Origin of the sequence: Prevotella scopos JCM 17725, assembly GCF_018127785.1 — a bacterium.
Lineage (GTDB): Bacteria > Bacteroidota > Bacteroidia > Bacteroidales > Bacteroidaceae > Prevotella > Prevotella scopos.
On record NZ_CP072390.1, the window covers coordinates 23,996 to 42,195 of the forward strand.

Genomic DNA, 18,200 nt, shown 5'->3' on the forward strand with positions numbered 1-18,200 from the left:
TGGTTGCTTGTGTTGGGGGGTGAATGTTAGGTGATAATGTAATCTTCTGAAGTGTCCCGTTTCTTCTTTATACCTCTCTAAACTTGATTTCCTGTCATTCTTATGTTGAAGCTAACTTGTTGTTTTACAATGAGATACTTTAAATGTTAAAAGTGATAGCAAATTAGAATAAAACTTGTGTGTTTTTTATGTAGTAATATCTTTTTTCTTTGAGAATACTTTTCTTTCCGAATGTTGGAAGTTTTTTTATGATTAACTTTCTCTGTAACTATTTCCTCCACCTTCTTTTACAGATTCAAAGTTGGGCGTCTATCCCTTGTTTTGTCGTCATAAAGCAAAAATAAAGCCTCATCTCTTCATCACTCATGAGAGTGGTAGGGGAGATGAGGCTAAAAAATAGCTGTGATAGAAGGTTTTGATTTGCCTTCAGTAATTATTTTTGTTGTGTGTACAAGACCTGTATGACGGTCTGACCAACGGCTTGTAACGTGTTCTTATCGATATGCTCCATCGTGTCATGAATGGTATGCCATGTTGGCCCGAAAGTGCTTTGCTGACAATCAGGATAGTAAGGAATGATGTCAATGGTAGGAATCGCTGCAAACTGGTTGACTGGCACATGATCGTCAGTAATCATTCCACCAATTTCATCAGGGAAGTAAGAACCATATCCAGCATCCTTAGCAGCTTCCCATACACGGTTGACGATATCGGGTGCAAACTGTACGGACATTCCTTCACGATAGAATTGTGCTCCTTCGCCACCTACCATATCCAACAATATACCAAATTCAGGCTTTACAGGCGTTGGGAAGTTTTTTGCATAGTATTGTGCACCCAATGCCCACGAGTCGTCAGCATTCGGATAGCGTGTCTCCCAACGTGGTACTCCCCAGTCTTCTGCATCAAAGCAAACGAAATCGACACCTATATTCAACTTCTTGTCAGCCTGCAGCTGACGGGCTATCTCGAGCATTACTGCCACACCGCTGGCGCCATCATTAGCAGCCATGACAGGCTTCTTATGATTCGTTGAGTCAGGATCGTTATCCGCCCAAGGACGACTATCCCAATGTGCGCAGATTAAGATGCGTTTCTCTGCCTTAGGATTAAAGCGTGCAATGATGTTCATTGACTTTAATAGCGTACCATCATAACCCTTAAGGTCTGCTTTCTGCTCCTGTACCTCACAGCCGTACTGTTTAAATTTATCAATGATCCACTTACCGCATTTATCATGTGCTGTCGAATTCATCACGCGTGGCCCGAAGTCACATTGTGCTGCTGTAAAAGCGTATGCAGAGTCAACATTAAACGTAGGACCGACTGGCTTTACTGTTGCCACTGTGTCAGCAGCATTATCTGTGTTACTTGCTTTCCCCTTACAACCATAGGCTATGGTTGTTAAGGACACTGCCAAGAGACAACCGACAAAGAGTTTCATATTATTTTTCATTGTTGATAATAATTTGTGTTATACTATAAGATAATCGGAAACTACTTCCTTACGCTCTGTACCTGTGCCATTACACGTAGCCAGTTGCCACCCCAAATCTTCTCAATATCCCTTTCGCTATACTTGCGACGCAAAAGATGAAGGGTGAAGTTAATCATTTCGCTGGCATCAGCCATACCACGGATAGTTCCATCACCATCAAAATCGGTACCAATACCAACGTGGTCAATACCCATAACGTTGATTGCATGTTCCAAATGAGCAAGCGCATCCATAATCGTAGCCTCACCGCTCTTCTTCAAGAAGCCTTGGTACATGGTGATATGTGCTACACCGCCTTTCTTTGCCAGCGCATGCATTTGCTCGTCAGTAAGGTTGCGAGGAACGTCACAGAGTGCTTTACTATTAGAATGACTACATACGATAGGCATCTTGCTCAGTTCCAATGCGTCATAGAAACTCTTTTCGCTACCATGGCTTAAGTCAACCATAATGCCATTACGATTCATTTCATTGATAACCTCTTCGCCAAACTTACTCACACCACCATGTGTGCTGCAGCCTCGTGCTGAGTCACATATATCGTTGTCTCCGTTGTGACAGAGGGTGATATAGGTAACACCACGTTGTGCAAAGTGCTTGATATTTTCAAGTTTATGTTCTAAGGCAAGACCATTCTCAATAGCGAACATGATGCTCTTACGTCCCTTGCGCTTGTCCTCATAAAGGTCGGATGGGGTGCGGGCAATACTGAGATAACGTTGGTTCTGCTTAACAATTTCCTCGATTTTGTCGAAGATAAGGTCGGCATATACTGTAGGCGTAAGATGATCTAATGTCTCAGCAAGATGCGGATTAAAGCGTTTCAAACCTTCAACGTCAATCTTTGACGAGAACGATTCACCAATTTTGGGTTGTGGCAGATAAGCAGCCATCATCACTGCATCCTGTCTGCCTTCCGTCATCTTATGGAGATCGTAAAGGATACGTGGGTCACGTTGGTCGAACTTAACACCCTGTGGGAAGAACATCGGTGTGTCGCAGTGTGTGTCAAGTGTTAATATACGCTGTTGTACCTGTTTAGCAAGATAGAAATTATTAGATTGACCAACTAACCACTGGAAGATTTTCCCACCTTCTTCATTCATGCATTCTGGATGCCATTGTACACCCATGATAGGTTTGAACTCACTACTCTCCATGGCTTCTATAACGCCATCAGGCGAAAGAGCCGTTACCCGGAAATGCTGTCCAGTGTCTTTTACTGCTTGATGGTGGAAGCTGTTGACCAATATACGCTCCTCCTTATAGAGTGCGTAGAGGACGGATGACTTCGTAATAGTCACGCTGTGGGTTACTTCACTACGATGAGCATCCTGAGAATGCTTCAGTGTAGCCCCATGAAAGGTCGTTATTGTCTTGTCTTTACTCAGCTTCTTTCCAACAGTTTCATCTGTTCTTATATAATCTTCATAAATATCTTGCTGCACCTTTCCTTCTAAGGCAACAGCTAATGTCTGCATACCACGGCAGATACCGAGGATGGGCAACTGACGATTAAAGGCTAAGCGGATAATCATGAGTTCTGCTAAATCACGCTCAGCATTGATATTATGAAGTTTTGTTGATGGCTCTTCGCCTGCCCAAAGTGGGTTAATATCAGCGCCACCTGTAAGAATCAGACCATCGATATGGTCGAGGGTATTGATAAGGACATCCTTATCAGCTATGGGAGGGATAAGCATTGGGACTCCACCCGCTGCCACTACCTGTTTATAATAGACGTCTCTTATCGCAGCATCGCCATCGATAAAGTTCGTAGTGATACCGATGATAGGCTTACGTTTTGCTTCAGGGAAGGTTGCATATACCTCATTGAGATGCGATTGAAGATTGTATTGCATTCTTGTTCTTTTTTGAGATGTTTGTTTGTCGTTGATTATTAACAAATAATTCTTGACCTATTCTTCCGAAATAGGTATCTCACGCTTAATACTCTGTTCAAGAGAGATAAGCGTCTCGGTTGAAACGACACCTGGAATACCTTGTAGTTGATTATTGAGAAGATCCATCAATTGCTCATTGTCTTTTGCATATAGCTTCACAAGCATAGTGTAAGGGCCTGTCGTAAAATGGCACTCTACGACCTCTGGTATGCTACTGATGCGTTCTACTACCTTCTTATACATTGACGCACGCTCAAGGTTCAGACCGATGTATGTGCAGGTGGTATAACCTAGACTTTTTGGATTAACATAGAAGCCACTGCCTGTAATGACACCATTTTCAATAAGATGTTGTACACGTTGATGTATTGCAGCACGCGACACACCACATTGGGTAGCCACATCCTTGAAAGGCATGCGAGCATTCTGTGAGAGGATACCCAAGATCTTCTTGTCTAAATGATCTACTTTTTCCATTTTCTATCGTTGATGTTCTTGACTAAGTCTATAATTTTATGTCTTCGTTTGAAGCCAAGCAAAAGTAGAGAATTAATATGGAACAAGCAACAAAATGACATAAAAAATGCGCCACTTGAGCGCATTTTGTTTTTATTTTAAGCAAAAGAACAGTATTTTACGGCTTTTAGCTTACTTTTTTATATTGCTCTTTGTTTTCTTTGCTGGAGCCTTTTTGGCAGGTACAAGCTTTGCTGCATCAACAACCTTTGTCTCCTTCTCAGGTGCAGCCTCGATTCCTTTCAGCTCAAGTGTGAAGATAAGTGTTGAGAAAGGACCGATGTCACGACCTGCGCCACGCTCACCATAGGCGAGATGCTGTGGAATAACAATCTCCCACTTTGAACCAACAGGCATCATCTGCAATGCTTCTGTCCAACCCTTGATAAGCCCACCAACATTGAAGGTATCAAACTCTACGCCATGACGTGAAGTTGCATCGAAAACATTTCCGTCAACAGTCTTTCCCTCATAAACAACCTGAATGCGGTCAGTTGCCTTTGGTAAAGCGCCGTCGCCTTTCTTTAGGATGCGATACTGAAGACCATCAGGAAGTGTTACAACTCCCTGCTTCTTCTTGTTCTCCTCCAAGTAAGCTTCATTTTTTGCCTTTAATTCAGCCTCTTTCTTGGCTTTCAACTCTAATTCCTTCTTCTCGAAGATTTGTTCTGCAGCTGCTGGCTTAAGAAGAGTAGAATCCTTTGCTAAAGCAGCAATAAAGCCTTTGTAGAGCAAGTCTGGATTGATTGAAGCTGTTGTGCCCTCAAACTTAGCTTTGATATTAGGCAACATTGTCTTTTCAATCTGTGAGCTGATAACTAATCCTGCTACATAAGCAGCAAAGGCAGAGTCCTTACGATTCTTAATACCCTCACGCAAGCCTTTGAGGAAGTCAGGCATCTGTGCTTCTTTCACACCAAACTGATTGGCAAGGTATTCATTCAAACCACGAGTTATAGCCATACCTGCAGCATAACTCAACGTATCGGATGGTGTGCTCAATGAAACAGGTGTCATTGTACATTCTTCCTTACACTCTGTATGCTGCTTTCCTTTCTTTTCTTTCTTCTTGTTTTGTGCGCTTGCAGTGTTGAAGACAGAACCTGCTGCAACGAGCAGTGCCAATATGATAAGTTTCTTCATTGTTTTGTCGTTTTTAAAAGAATGGTTTTTCTAATCAAATAAGGCTTTAGATTCAATGCTTTATAAATACTTAGAAGTATGTATGTGTCTTCCTTTCTTATAAGATAAGCGTATCAATATTGAATTATTCTCATGAAAATAAAAAATTATCTTCATGAGAATAAATATTTTTATTCACGATAAAAAGAATTTTCGTTCATGAAAAGAAATCTTCAATCATCGTGAAAGTGAATTGCAATTGATGCTCTTCCAAATAAGAAAGGAAGACCCATCGAACCTTTATTAAGCCTCAATAATTACTTACCTGGATGACCCTGAGGCATAGCTGGCGTGCCCTGTGGAGCCTTTTCAATACCGAGCAACTCAACAGTAAATACGAGTGTTGAGAATGGCTTGATATCAGGACTTGGCTGCTCAGCACCATAACCTGCAGTGTAAGGGATAGTAATTTCCCACTTAGCACCAACAGGCATCTTTGACAAAGCCTCTGTGAAACCTGGGATAACACCACTTACAGGCATTGTTGCATCATTACGCTGATCGAAAACTTTACCTTCGATAGTCTTACCTACATAGTTAATCTTAACAACGTCAGAAGCCTTTGGAGTAGCGCCAGAGCCAGCCTTTAACTCCTTCACCTGTACGCCCTGACCGAGTGTCTTCACGCCTGGCTTCTTAGCGTTAGCTGCCATGTAAGCATCACTCTTCTTCTTGTTTGCACCATAAGTCTTCTCAGCAGCCTTCATCTGAATGGTCTTTGAAGTCTTCTGCTCAACCTCACGAGCCTTCTCAACGGTCATCTTCTGACCTTTACCCTTTGCACTTGCAGCGAAACCAGAGAGGAAGTTGTTCAAAGAAATAGTCTTTGTAGAGTCTTCACCGAAGATCTGGCGATTGATCTGATTCTTGATAATCATGTTCATCTGCATACCTACGCCGATACCTGCATTGTAAGCAGCACGCTTCTTGTCATCAGCGTTCTGTGCACCGTCGTTCATACCCTTGATAAACTCATCGATGTATGCTGTATCAATCTGCATCTGCTGGAGATACTGCTTTACACTCTGACCCTGATCGATACCGAAAGCATAGCTCAAAGAGTCAACATCAGACTTCAAATCCTCCTTTGGAGCTGAATTGCCACAAGCTGTGAAGCCTGCAGCTACAATAGCCGTAGCGGCTAATAAATACGTTTTCTTCATTATTTTATTTGTTTAGTTTCTAAAGCAATATTATTTAAGTAGGCGATGAAAGACGATTATCACAATCTAAAACCGCCTACACTTGTTTCTTTATTTTACCTCGATCAACTCTACGTCGAAGACAAGAGCAGCGAATGGAGGAATCTGTGCACCCGCACCACGCTCACCATAAGCAAGCTTATAAGGGATGAAGAAGCGATATTTAGCACCTTCCTGCATGAGTTGTACGCCCTCTGTCCAACCTGGGATAACCTGATTCAAGCCAAATGTAGCTGGCTCGTTACGCTTGTATGAGCTATCAAAGATTGTACCATCGATGAGGGTTCCCTCATAGTGACATACTACCTGGTCTGTTGCAGAAGGCTTCTTACCATTGCCTTCCTTCAATACCTGATACTGCAAGCCTGATGGTAAGGTTACAACGCCTTCCTTCTTACCATTCTCTGCAAGGAAAGTCTCACCAGCTTCCTTTGCTGCCTTACCAGCCTCAGCGGCAGCAGCCTGCTGCTTAGCCTCTTGCTCTTGGAAGAAGTTTTGTACGAGAGTCTGTGCCTCTGCATTGTCAACTTTCAGTTCTGAACCAGAAATAACATCCTTAATAGCCTGTGCGAAGTCGTCAATATTCAATTCCTTTGCGCCCATTCCAGCGAGCTGTGAACCGATACCGATTCCCAGTGCGTAGCTTAATTTGTCCATTATCGTTCTTAATATTATTAATAATTAATGTGCAAAGATACTATTTTTAAGGTATAGTTGTGCATTAATCGAATTAAAATTACTAAATTTGTCATAGAGAATGGAGGAATACGATGCAAGTCATTGGCAGAAGTCAATACCAAAAGTCTGAAAGAAAGTATTGCTTTTATTCAAAACATTAATCGTAAATGTTTGGATAAAAAACCTTATTTCATCAATCTCCTTCCATTCGCAACTCATTAATGTAAAACGTATGAAGAAAATCGTATTCTTAACAGGTGCTGGAATGTCCGTGGAGAGTGGCTTCAAGACTTTCCGTGGCAATGATGGATTATGGGAAGATTATCCTGTTGAGCAGGTGGCTACACACGAAGGCTGGGTAACGAACCCATTACTTGTCAATAACTTCTACAATATCCTTCGTAAAAAGCTATTTACTGCCAAACCTAATGAGGGGCATTGCCTGATCAAGGAGCTTGAGAATGACTATGAGGTAATGGTGATTACGCAGAATGTTGATGACCTCCACGAGAAGGCTGGTTCTGCAAACGTGATTCATCTTCATGGAGAACTGACGAAGGTATGTTCAAGTAAGGACCCCTACGATAGTCGATACATAGAACAACTAACTGAAGACAACTGCGATGTTGCCCCTGGAGCATGTGCCGGCGATGGTAGTCTGCTTCGTCCTTTCATTGTCTTTTTTGGTGAATCAGTCCCAATGATAGAGCCCGCTGCTGAGATAGTGGCACAAGCTGACATCCTTGTTATCATCGGGACATCGCTGGTCGTCTATCCTGCTGCAGGTCTTGTGCAATATGCCCGACCTAGAACGCCTATTTATCTAATCGATCCAGACGATACGCCTGCACACGCTTCGGGACGATTAACTCATATCAAAAAGGGTGCGAGTGAAGGTATGAAGGAACTGATGAAACGATTATAACAATCTGTAAAAAGTGTGTAGGCATACACTGATTTATAAACATCTCAAAACGAATAAGCCACAAAATGTTTATGTGCTTTCTACTTTTAGCACAAAAAACAAATGTGGTTATCATTGATTAATCAAATGAAGAAACTATTCTCACTCCTCTTCTTAGCCCTTATGGTACTGCCAATTATGGCTCAGAAGAACATTTACAAGTTTAGTGTAAAAGATGGCAATGAACATACCATCAAGTTGAAAGACTATAAGGGTAAGGTACTCCTCATTGTCAATACAGCGACAAAATGTGGATTTACGCCACAGTATGAGGAATTACAAAAGCTCTATGAGACTTACAAGAATCAAGGCTTCGTCATCCTTGACTTCCCATGCAATCAGTTTGGCGCACAGGCTCCTGGCTCATTCCACGACATTCATGCTTTCTGTACAGGCAATTATGGTATAACTTTTCCACAGTTTGCAAAGGTTACTGTCAACGGACGTAACGAGTCACCACTTTATACTTATCTGAAAGCACAACAGCCTTTCAAAGGCTTCGATGTGAATAATAAAATTGGTAAGTTCCTTGATGAGAAGTTCCGTGCTGAGAATCCAGATTATGCCAAGGACCCAAGTATCAAATGGAACTTCACAAAGTTCCTCATCGACCGACAGGGGCACGTCATCGATCGCTTCGAGCCAACGGCTGATATGAAGGATGTTGAGGCTGGCATCAAGGCTGCGCTGAAGATGAAATAAGGCTATTAGGCAATTAGCCTAATAACCAAAAATCCGGCTGACACGCAACTAGGTGTCAGCCGGATTTCTGTTTTTATTCGGTAGGGAGCTTATTTGTATTTAGCTTATTCTTAGAAGATTTCTTCTTCACCTTAAACTTATCAAAGCCCTTACCAAACACACCCATAACCTGGCTCTGTGTTACGAAAGCATCTGGGTCAATGTCATCAATCATTCGATAAACATAGGACGCTTCACGCTGACGTGTCACAACAATAACAATCTTGATGTTACTACCAGAATAATATCCCTTTGCATCAATAATCGTACTACTGCGGTGTGGCTGATCCTTTGATATCATTTCACAAATCTCTTTGTAATGCTCGGAAATGATGAGGAATTGTACTGAACGGCATCTCGAGCTGATAACCTGATCAAGTACAAAAGAGGTGATAATCAAGTTTACATATCCATAAATCACCATCTCCCAGCTATGAAGAACAAGGTAACTACCCGTTACAATGGTCATATCGACTAATAAGATAACACGTCCAAGGGAGATGTCACGGTACTTATTGACAATCGCTGCGACGATATCCGAACCACCTGAGCTACCATTATAAGATAGTCCGAAAGCTAAGCCAACGCCACAAAATGCCGCACCAATGATGGTTGCCATAAAAGGTTGATTATGTAAGAGTCCTGGATGTGGGAAACAGGTACCCATGACCTTTGTGATAATCGTCAGCATCATTACGCCAAAGATAGTGCGGATACAGAACTTCAAACCTAATACTTTCAAAGCAATTGCTAGGAGAATAGCGTTCAGGATGAAATAAGTGGTGCTGACAGGAATACCTTGTCCCCAGTTCAAAATGGAAGCGAAACCCGCTACGCCACCATTGCCAATGTGATTAGGAAGAAGGAAAACCATCCAACCGATACCATAGGACAACATACCCACGGATATCATCACATAGTCTAAAATTTCCCGATAAAGGACTTTCTTATTAATTTTGTTAATCATATATTTAAGGATATGAGTGAATGATGCTACAAATTTAGAGAAAATTTTCGAAACAAAGCACTTGCACAGAAAAAATAGAGTACCTTTGCAAAAAATAATATTTTTCCTTGAGGATGTAGAAGATGAACCTCACACGACAATTCATAGGGAAGCACAGACAATGTATCCATAAAGGACTGCTTTTCACGGATATATAGATAATGCTCCATCACTTTGTTTACATCCTTACGCACTTGCACCTTTTGCAATAAATTAGCTATATGTCAGAAGATTTTGATATACATGAAGAAAGGCTGAACTCCGTTGAGAAGGATTTCGAGAATGCCCTGCGACCGCTGAAATTTGATGATTTCAGTGGACAGCAGAAGGTTGTTGAAAATCTCAGCGTCTTTGTTGAGGCTGCTAAATTTCGTGGCGAACCGCTCGACCACACCCTCTTGCATGGTCCTCCAGGATTGGGTAAGACGACCTTGAGCAATATCATTGCCAACGAATTGGGCGTTGGTTTTAAGATTACGTCAGGGCCAGTGCTCGACAAACCAGGCGACCTTGCAGGTATCCTCACGTCCTTAGAGCCTAATGATGTTTTATTCATTGACGAGATACATCGCCTTTCTCCTGTCGTAGAAGAGTATCTTTACTCTGCTATGGAAGACTATCGTATCGATATAATGATTGATAAAGGTCCGTCAGCACGATCTATCCAAATTGACCTCAACCCATTCACCCTCGTTGGTGCAACGACGCGAAGCGGACTGCTAACGGCCCCACTCCGTGCTCGCTTTGGTATCAATCTCCATTTGGAATATTATGATCCTGAGACATTAAATCGTATCATCAAGCGTTCAGCAGCCTTATTGAAAGTTCCTATTGTGAATGATGCGGCTGACGAGATTGCACGCCGTTCACGTGGTACGCCACGTATCTGTAACTCTCTACTCCGCCGTGTACGCGACTTCGCACAGGTGAAGGGTAATGGTACTATCACACCTGAAATCGCAACGATGTCATTGCAGTCGCTGAACATAGATAAATATGGTTTGGATGAGATAGACAACAAGATTTTGCTTACAATCATTGATAAGTTCCATGGTGGACCTGTCGGCGTCTCCACCATTGCTACTGCTATCGGTGAGGATTCTGGTACGGTGGAGGAGGTTTATGAACCATTCCTTATCATGGAAGGTTTCATTAAACGAACTCCTCGTGGACGTGTCGCAACACGACTTGCTTACGAACATCTTGGACGAAACGTTTATCAAGATAATTCTTTTCAACCAGGATTATTCGATTAAAAAGACTCCATTGCACAAGTTCATACGGAACGGATGCAATGGATTTTTTATTGGTTCTATAACGACTCATGTCGGCTTGGTAGGTAAATGATAGGGGAATGGGTAAACAAAAGCAAATGATAAAAAGTCCTTCTAAACTTGGAGATGATAAGTATATTCTTTATCTATTAACATCTGTCCGCAGTTAGCCGAGTGTTCTTGATGGGAAAATAAAGTGATTGTACGCTTTTTGGATACGCTTATCTTTGTAATATCTTTCTAATTGCCTAACTTTGTCGTCATGATTATTCAGATGCATAAACCCAAACCAAGAATAGACGAACTTGACTTTCTTAAGTTCGTCTTCATCACGTTGATGATTGCTTTCCACTTGGTTTATATCGGTGACGCCTATCCTGTTGCTAAGCGTTTAGTATATACCTTTCACATGCCAGGTTTCCTCTTGGTGTCTGGTTATTTGTTTAATGTGAATAAGTCGTGGGAAAGCTTTTGGAAAACAATGCTTTGGATATTCGTCCCTTATACTATAATGGAAAGTGGCTATACCATGATGGCATCACTATTACCGATTCGTGAGCATATTGATCGACTGACAGTAGGAGTACTCGTTGATCATATCTTCCTGCATCCGATGGGACCTTATTGGTACCTACATACATTAATGATTTGTGGTATCTGCTATTATATTGCATTCAAGAAACCAGAAGGACGTTTTTCATCGGTATTGAAACAAGAGAAACCATTACTGCCTATCAAAATGCTGAGTTTGGAAAATCAGGTACTATTAGGTAGGTTTACCCTTCTTGCTTTGTTTCTTTTGTTGCTCTCTTACGGCTGTGGACTACTCTCTATAGCCAATGCTGCCTACTTCCTTGTAGGAGCAATAGTGCGTCAAGCAGTGGGCAATTTCCGTCTGGCTTTCCCTGCTCGCTGGTGGACATTAGGACTTTTATTAGTTTGGTGTATCGACCCGTCACATTATGATAGGGCGTCTTTTGCTGGTGCCTGTTTGGTATTCTTAGTCATTGGTTCACTGTTATGGATTTATCAGTTAGGGATTCCGCAATCGCTGCGGAAGCTCTTCCTCTTTATCGGGCGTAACACTTTGCCACTGTTGCTTTTCTCCCCAATCTTCACGATACTAGCCAAATACTATCAGGCTTTACTACTTCGGGCTGAACCGACGGGAATTTTTTTTATGGTCGTTAGCGTTATTCTTGCCATTGCTGGCTCGTATGGCATAACGTGGTTGATGGATATTTCGGGGATATCGAAGCTTTTCTTTGGGAAGAAAGGGCTAATTTGACGCTTATTAGCCCAATAAATCCCCTTAAATTCTCTCCTGTTTCAGCGGTGTCCCGTCAAGCGAATAAGCTGTGAAGACACCATGCTCATAGGTCATGAAGGTTGGTACATTCCCACCTTTTGGAAAGGTAATAGAGCCAAGATTGCAGACAAGCGTATCCTCTTGCTGGGTAATTTCCCAAAGATGCGTATGGCCATAAACAATTGCGTCAATGTCACCTTTTGGCATTGATGACTTATTATAAATATGTCCGTGCGTCAAGAAAAGTTTTTTCCCCTCATCTACCAACATTATATAGTCTGACATCATTGGGAAATCAAGCAACATCTGGTCAACCTCTGCATCACAATTTCCACGTATGGCTATAATGTTTTTAGCACGCTTGTTCAGTGCCTCCACAATTCCCTTAGCATCTATTCCCTCAGGAATAGAGTTGCGTGGACCATAATTCAGTATGTCTCCTAGCACACAAAGCATATCGCAATGCTCACGATCATAGAATTGTAGCACCTTCTCCAGTGTTGGCAAACACCCGTGGATGTCTGATACCAATAGATATTTCATATTACTTTGATTTATTGTTTCTTTGGCAAAGATAGTGTTATTTTCTCATATAACGTTTCAATTTAAGACCTACTAACAATTTGCTGTTTGTCTAGATGATATTCCTTTTATATGTATAGGGTTAAAAGAGAAAATATTTGTAACACTACTAGTTTTTAGACAACTATATAAAAGGATGACACATGAATCTGGTTATATCCTTGTGTTTGCGACACTTACAAATGTAAGAGGAAGTAAATGTTGTTTTTTAAATTATTATCCTGATTTTATTTGATTATTTGAAACTTTTAATTATATTTGCGACATAAATATCTATTACATATAACCTTACTTGATAAAAACTTTATGACCATCCTTATGAATATGAAAAGACTTTTTTTATCTACCTTTTTTATGCTGTCGGCGCTTGTTAGCTTTGCTCAGCAAGTATTTACTGCTAAAGGTGTCGTTGTTGATGAAACAGGAGAAACCGTCATTGGTGCAACTGTGAAAGTTATTGGTGATAGCAAGCTGATAACAGCAACTGATACAGAAGGAAACTTCTCTCTTGACAAAGTCAAAGAGGGTTCTAAGTTGGAAGTTTCTTATGTCGGTATGAAGACTTTTGTTGGTGTTGCTAAACCAACAATGAAGATTACTTTGATTAATGACAACTCTGCCTTGGATGAGGTCGTTGTGACAGCCTTCGGTGAACAGAAGCGTTCTGCGTTTACGGGTTCTGCTGCTATTGTTGATTCTAAGAAGATTGAGCATAAGCAAGTCAATAACGTAATGAGTAGTTTGAAAGGTGAGGCCGCTGGTGTGCAGATTGTTGACAACAGTGGAGAGCCTGGCTCAACACCATCTATCCGTGTACGTGGATTTAGTAGTATTAGTGCCGGACAAAGTCCATTGATTATTGTGGATGGTGCACCTTACGACGGTGGATGGAATAACCTTAATCCTGCCGATGTTGCCTCTGTGACAGTATTGAAAGATGCATCTTCAACTGCACTTTACGGAGCACGAGGAGCCAATGGTGTTATTATGGTGACGACAAAACATGCACAAATGGGCAATGCACGTATCTCTGTTGATATGAGATGGGGTGCTAATAGTCGTATTAAGCGCGATTATGAAACAATCAAGGACCCTAAACTCTATTATGAAACCTACTACAAAGCACTTTACAACTATCAGTTGAATGGTCTTGGTCTTACTCCTGCACAAGCTGTTGCTGCAGCCAACGAACAACTCATCTCTCCAGGTTCAGCAGGTGGATTGGGTTATCCAATATTTACAGTTCCAAATGGAGAACAGCTGATTGGCGAAGATGGTCGCATGAATCCACATGCTACATTGGGACGTGTCATAGAACATGATGGTAAACAATATACTATTTTACCAGACGATTGGCAGGGTCTTGGCTTCCGTACCGGATTGCGTAAAGAGTACAACCTTAACCTCACTGGTGGTAGTGATAAGATGCAATATTATCTTTCTTTGGGTTATCTGAGTAATGAGGGTGTTGTTTATAACTCTGACTTTGATCGTATCACCGTACGTGCCAAAGCTGATTATGAGGCAAAGAAATGGTTGAAGGTGGGTACGAATATCAACTTTGCTCGTTCAAAATACCATGTTATTCCATCGGATGATAGTGGTCTTTTCTATCAGCTCAATGCCGTGGCACCAATATATCCAGCCTTTATCCGTGATGGTCAAGGCAACATTATGACGGACGATAATGGAGTGATGTACGATTATGGTAATGGTTCTGTTATTGGACTAAGACGACCTATCCTTTCAAACATCAACCCTCTGCAAGAGAATACATTGAATACAAATAGCTCTCAGGTTAATATGTATTCGCTCTATGGTTATGCGAATATTATGCCACTTGAAGGACTGAAGATTACGCTTAATGGAACTGTTACAACCAACAACTCACGTGGAACGGAAACCAAACAACCTTTCTATGGATATAGTCATACGGCTTACCCAACGGGTTTCGTGTCACGTACAAGCGATCAGACCTACTCTTATAACTTCCAACAACTCATTAATTACAACCATGACTTCGGCCATCATCACATGGAATTGCTCTTTGGTCATGAGTTCTATCGTTATCGTTATGAAAACCTGTGGGGAAATAAGATTGGTATGGCATCCTACTTCACCAATCAGACGCTGTCTGGTGCTATAAAGATGGACAGCACTGGCGAGACTGATAATAGCGAATATGAATCTGAAGGCTTCTTTTTCCGTGGTCAGTATGACTATGACCAGAAGTATTTTGGTAGTCTTTCTTATCGTCGTGACGCTTCTAGTTGCTTCGATCCAGACCATCGTTGGGGTAACTTCTATTCTTTCGGAGGTGCATGGACTATCACGAAGGAGAAGTTCATGAAGCCTTACCATTGGTTGAATATGTTGAAACTGAAGGCTTCTTTCGGTCAGCAAGGAAACGACAAGATTGGTGATTTCCACTATATTGATACCTATAGCATCGTGAATACGAATAACAAGGTGGGCTTGGTATTGTCTGAAAAGGGTAACCCTAACATTACTTGGGAGACCAACAATAACTTCAATGCAGGTTTCGACTTTGAATTGTTAAATAGCCGTCTGCGTGGTAGTGTTGAATACTTCTATAAGAAGACAACTGATATGCTATGCTTCGTCTTCGCACCTTACTCTGCAGGTTACAAGGGAATGTACGATAATATCGGTGATATGGTGAACCAAGGTGTCGAGATCGACCTCTCTGCGACTGTCCTAAAAACGAAGAATATATCATGGGATGTCAATGTTAACGCAACTACTTATAAGAATAAAATCATCAAACTGGCAGATCCGCTCAAAGCTGACCTCATAGTTGACGGACACCCTGGGTATAGTAGCGGCGATAAACTCTATGCGGAGGGACTTCCTATTTACAATTGGTATATACCTCGTTATGCCGGTGTATCAGATAAAGGAAAATCATTATGGTACTATACAGATACGGATGGAATACTGAAGACAACTGATGTCTATGGTAATGCATCTTACTATTCATGTGGTAGTCCACATCCAGATGTCTATGGTGGTTTTGGAACAACGTTCAATGCATATGGTTTCGATTTCTCTATCTCCTTTGCTTACTCACTTGGAGGAAAGTCATACGACTATGGTTATGCTGGGACAATGGATGTGCCTTCAGGAACTTTAGGAGGAACTTCACTCCATCAAGACGTTCTGAAAGCATGGTCAGCAGACAATCCAAACAGCAATATCCCACGTTGGCAATATGATGACCCAAGTGTCACCTCTCAATCTGACCGTTTCCTTACCAGTGGTAGCTATCTGACCTTACAGAATATCAACCTCGGTTATACCCTTCCTAAGCTCTGGGTAAGCAGAATAGGGTTGGAAAATGTACGCCTCTATGTAGCTGCTGACAACGTTTACTTCTGGAGTAAGCGTAAGGGCTTCGATCCGCGTGGTTCTTTCTCAGGTAGTAGTAGCACTACTATTTACAGCCCAACGAGAACAGTCTCTGGTGGTATTAAATTAACATTCTAACCCTCTCCATACATTAATCATACATAATTATGAAACACTTAATATCAATTCGCAACATATTGTTAGCAATCATTGCAACAAGCTTCGGCCTCGTGTCATGTATGGACAGCATAGCGCCAACAGATGTTTTGACTTCTGATCAAGTTAAGCAGATACCATCCTCTCAAGAAGGATTGATCAATGGTATTATCTCTTATATGATTACCTTTGACTCTTGGGGTTCTGGTAATCCACTTAACGACTGGGGTTATCCTTGTCAGATGTACTACAGAGAGGTGTTAGGTGATGACTTCCCTGTTTATAGTAGTAATTATAGTTATTGGACCGCAGTTGAGAGTGGTGTCGGCATGCGCACCAAAGCCTATTATACCTATCGTTTCTACTATGATTTCATTGCTACTTGTAACAATATGACAAGTGTGGTAGATCCTGCTAATGCTTCTACTACCTCTAAAAACTATTTAGGTATAGCCTTAGCTTATCGAGCTATGGCCTATCTTGACATAGCTCGTTTGTTCGAATTTAAGAAGACAGGCATAGCTAGTTTGGATGATAAAGCGACAAAAGATGGCATTTGGGGCCTGACAGTTCCTATCGTTACTGAGAAGACTACGAAGGAGATGCAACGTCACAACCCACGTGCTCCGTTCTATAAAATGTATCGTTTCATCCTCACTGATCTTAACCATGCTGAGGATTATCTCGCTGATTATGCCCGTGCTGACAAGACCTTGCCAAATCTTAGTGTTGTTTATGGACTCAAGGCTCGTTTATGGCTCGAAATGGCAAGCCGCTTCGACCAGAGTAGTAGTGACCTTAATGCAGCCATTGCTGCAGAAGATTCTGCAAGCATTGAGTATGACAAGTTAGGAATTACAACAGCGCGTGAGTGCTATGAAAAGGCACGTACCTATGCTCGCAAGGCTATCAATGGTTATAGCCCTATCACTGAAGCACAATGGCATAACACACAAGACGGATTTAATAAGGAAAACCAAGCATGGATGTGGAAACTGGGTTATACCACCCGTGAGCAAATCAGCTATCTTTATTTCACCTTCACCAGTTGTATGACATCAGAAACGAATTGGGGTCTTGCTGGTACGTATGGTGCTACACGTATGATTGGTAGTGCGCTATATAACAAGATGCCGGAAGGTGACTGGCGTCATTACTCTTGGATTGACCCTAATGCTGCGGGTACGCATGAGGGATATGAGAAATATGACTCACTCACTATTGGTAATAAGAAAGAAAAATTGACGCTTTTTGATGAGGAGGCTTGGAAGCAGTTGCCAGCTTATGCTAATATCAAATTCCGTCCTGCAAAGGGTAATATCTCTGATCCTTATGAAGGACAATTCATCAGCCTTCCATTGATGCGTATGGAGGAAATGAAGTTTATTGATTTTGAGGCAACAGCTCACCTTGATGGTGTTGCAGCTGGTGTTACGGCACTGAAGGACTTTATTAACACTTATCGTTATACTGATAACTCCTATGATGCTGCTAATGCTAGCACGATGGAGGAGTTTATGAAAGAATTGATGGTACAGAAACGAATAGAGTTCTGGGGTGAAGGCATTAACTACTTCGATTATAAGCGACTCGGATTACAGATTCGAAGAAAGGACAATACCAACTATGAAGCTTTTGCTCGCATCAATTCCAAAGAAGGATATGTCTGTCCATGGATGAACTTCTTTATTCTTGAATACGAGACACATAATAATGTGGCATGTAAACCAAACCCTGATACATCTGGAAGTTTGACGGTCACAAATCAGTAATAACTGAGGTTGAAAAGGAAAATTATTAAATAAAAAGCAGACGCTAA

The 18,200-nt window shown here is 41.6% G+C and carries 14 protein-coding genes; 6 read left to right on the top strand and 8 right to left on the bottom strand.

The window, feature by feature from the left end:
- Positions 1-433: 433 nt before the first annotated feature.
- The 6 genes from J4856_RS05585 to bamJ (J4856_RS05610) form a co-directional block, all read right to left on the bottom strand.
- Positions 434-1,456: a M28 family peptidase gene (locus J4856_RS05585; protein ID WP_065367649.1), complete on the bottom strand. Its 1,023-nt coding sequence runs from the start codon at positions 1,454-1,456 to the stop codon at positions 434-436.
- Positions 1,457-1,497: 41 nt separating this feature from the next.
- Positions 1,498-3,360, bottom strand: coding sequence for a membrane dipeptidase (locus J4856_RS05590; RefSeq protein ID WP_025838919.1), 1,863 nt, complete (start codon positions 3,358-3,360; stop codon positions 1,498-1,500).
- Between the two features lie 57 nt (positions 3,361-3,417).
- Positions 3,418-3,879, bottom strand: coding sequence for an Lrp/AsnC family transcriptional regulator (locus J4856_RS05595; protein WP_025838921.1), 462 nt, complete (start codon positions 3,877-3,879; stop codon positions 3,418-3,420).
- Between the two features lie 171 nt (positions 3,880-4,050).
- Positions 4,051-5,061, bottom strand: coding sequence for a BamJ family beta-barrel-assembly machinery protein (bamJ, locus tag J4856_RS05600; protein WP_025838922.1), 1,011 nt, complete (start codon positions 5,059-5,061; stop codon positions 4,051-4,053).
- 296 nt (positions 5,062-5,357) lie between these two features.
- Positions 5,358-6,263: an FKBP-type peptidyl-prolyl cis-trans isomerase gene (locus J4856_RS05605; protein WP_025838924.1), complete on the bottom strand. Its 906-nt coding sequence runs from the start codon at positions 6,261-6,263 to the stop codon at positions 5,358-5,360.
- Positions 6,264-6,353: 90 nt separating this feature from the next.
- Positions 6,354-6,959, bottom strand: coding sequence for a BamJ family beta-barrel-assembly machinery protein (bamJ, locus tag J4856_RS05610; protein ID WP_025838926.1), 606 nt, complete (start codon positions 6,957-6,959; stop codon positions 6,354-6,356).
- A gap of 253 nt (positions 6,960-7,212) precedes the next feature.
- Here bamJ (J4856_RS05610) and J4856_RS05615 point away from each other — a divergent pair, with 253 nt between their 5' ends.
- Positions 7,213-7,905: a Sir2 family NAD-dependent protein deacetylase gene (locus J4856_RS05615; protein WP_025838927.1), complete on the top strand. Its 693-nt coding sequence runs from the start codon at positions 7,213-7,215 to the stop codon at positions 7,903-7,905.
- Between the two features lie 126 nt (positions 7,906-8,031).
- Positions 8,032-8,646 (top strand): glutathione peroxidase, encoded by a 615-nt coding sequence (locus J4856_RS05620; protein WP_025838929.1) that lies wholly within the window; start codon positions 8,032-8,034, stop codon positions 8,644-8,646.
- A gap of 73 nt (positions 8,647-8,719) precedes the next feature.
- Here the strand turns inward: J4856_RS05620 and J4856_RS05625 are convergent, their stop codons facing one another.
- On the bottom strand, positions 8,720-9,652 hold the full coding sequence (locus tag J4856_RS05625; protein ID WP_025838931.1) for a YitT family protein: 933 nt from the start codon (positions 9,650-9,652) through the stop codon (positions 8,720-8,722).
- A gap of 260 nt (positions 9,653-9,912) precedes the next feature.
- Between J4856_RS05625 and ruvB the strand changes: the two genes are divergently transcribed.
- Both ruvB and J4856_RS05635 read left to right on the top strand, forming a co-directional pair.
- On the top strand, positions 9,913-10,947 hold the full coding sequence (ruvB, locus tag J4856_RS05630; RefSeq protein WP_025838933.1) for a Holliday junction branch migration DNA helicase RuvB: 1,035 nt from the start codon (positions 9,913-9,915) through the stop codon (positions 10,945-10,947).
- A gap of 280 nt (positions 10,948-11,227) precedes the next feature.
- Positions 11,228-12,253 carry an acyltransferase family protein gene (locus tag J4856_RS05635; RefSeq protein ID WP_025838934.1) on the top strand — a complete coding sequence of 342 codons (1,026 nt, stop codon included), beginning with the start codon at positions 11,228-11,230 and terminating at the stop codon, positions 12,251-12,253.
- 24 nt (positions 12,254-12,277) lie between these two features.
- Here the strand turns inward: J4856_RS05635 and yfcE are convergent, their stop codons facing one another.
- Positions 12,278-12,817 (bottom strand): phosphodiesterase, encoded by a 540-nt coding sequence (gene yfcE, locus J4856_RS05640; RefSeq protein WP_025838937.1) that lies wholly within the window; start codon positions 12,815-12,817, stop codon positions 12,278-12,280.
- A 357-nt stretch (positions 12,818-13,174) separates the two neighbouring features.
- On the opposite strand from yfcE, the gene J4856_RS05645 reads away from it, so the two are divergent.
- Both J4856_RS05645 and J4856_RS05650 read left to right on the top strand, forming a co-directional pair.
- Positions 13,175-16,363, top strand: coding sequence for a SusC/RagA family TonB-linked outer membrane protein (locus tag J4856_RS05645; protein ID WP_025838940.1), 3,189 nt, complete (start codon positions 13,175-13,177; stop codon positions 16,361-16,363).
- Between the two features lie 29 nt (positions 16,364-16,392).
- A complete protein-coding gene (locus J4856_RS05650; protein ID WP_025838941.1) occupies positions 16,393-18,153 on the top strand; it encodes a RagB/SusD family nutrient uptake outer membrane protein in 1,761 nt (586 codons plus the stop codon).
- The last annotated feature ends 47 nt before the right edge of the window (positions 18,154-18,200 follow it).

Bases quoted from the DNA above. Each gene is read 5' to 3' on its own strand.
- J4856_RS05585 (WP_065367649.1), bottom strand. From the start codon at position 1,456: ATGAAAAATAATATGAAACTCTTTGTCGGTTGTCTCTTGGCAGTGTCC.
- J4856_RS05590 (WP_025838919.1), bottom strand. From the start codon at position 3,360: ATGCAATACAATCTTCAATCGCATCTCAATGAGGTATATGCAACCTTC.
- J4856_RS05595 (WP_025838921.1), bottom strand. From the start codon at position 3,879: ATGGAAAAAGTAGATCATTTAGACAAGAAGATCTTGGGTATCCTCTCA.
- bamJ (WP_025838922.1), bottom strand. From the start codon at position 5,061: ATGAAGAAACTTATCATATTGGCACTGCTCGTTGCAGCAGGTTCTGTC.
- J4856_RS05605 (WP_025838924.1), bottom strand. From the start codon at position 6,263: ATGAAGAAAACGTATTTATTAGCCGCTACGGCTATTGTAGCTGCAGGC.
- bamJ (WP_025838926.1), bottom strand. From the start codon at position 6,959: ATGGACAAATTAAGCTACGCACTGGGAATCGGTATCGGTTCACAGCTC.
- J4856_RS05615 (WP_025838927.1), top strand. From the start codon at position 7,213: ATGAAGAAAATCGTATTCTTAACAGGTGCTGGAATGTCCGTGGAGAGT.
- J4856_RS05620 (WP_025838929.1), top strand. From the start codon at position 8,032: ATGAAGAAACTATTCTCACTCCTCTTCTTAGCCCTTATGGTACTGCCA.
- J4856_RS05625 (WP_025838931.1), bottom strand. From the start codon at position 9,652: ATGATTAACAAAATTAATAAGAAAGTCCTTTATCGGGAAATTTTAGAC.
- ruvB (WP_025838933.1), top strand. From the start codon at position 9,913: ATGTCAGAAGATTTTGATATACATGAAGAAAGGCTGAACTCCGTTGAG.
- J4856_RS05635 (WP_025838934.1), top strand. From the start codon at position 11,228: ATGATTATTCAGATGCATAAACCCAAACCAAGAATAGACGAACTTGAC.
- yfcE (WP_025838937.1), bottom strand. From the start codon at position 12,817: ATGAAATATCTATTGGTATCAGACATCCACGGGTGTTTGCCAACACTG.
- J4856_RS05645 (WP_025838940.1), top strand. From the start codon at position 13,175: ATGAATATGAAAAGACTTTTTTTATCTACCTTTTTTATGCTGTCGGCG.
- J4856_RS05650 (WP_025838941.1), top strand. From the start codon at position 16,393: ATGAAACACTTAATATCAATTCGCAACATATTGTTAGCAATCATTGCA.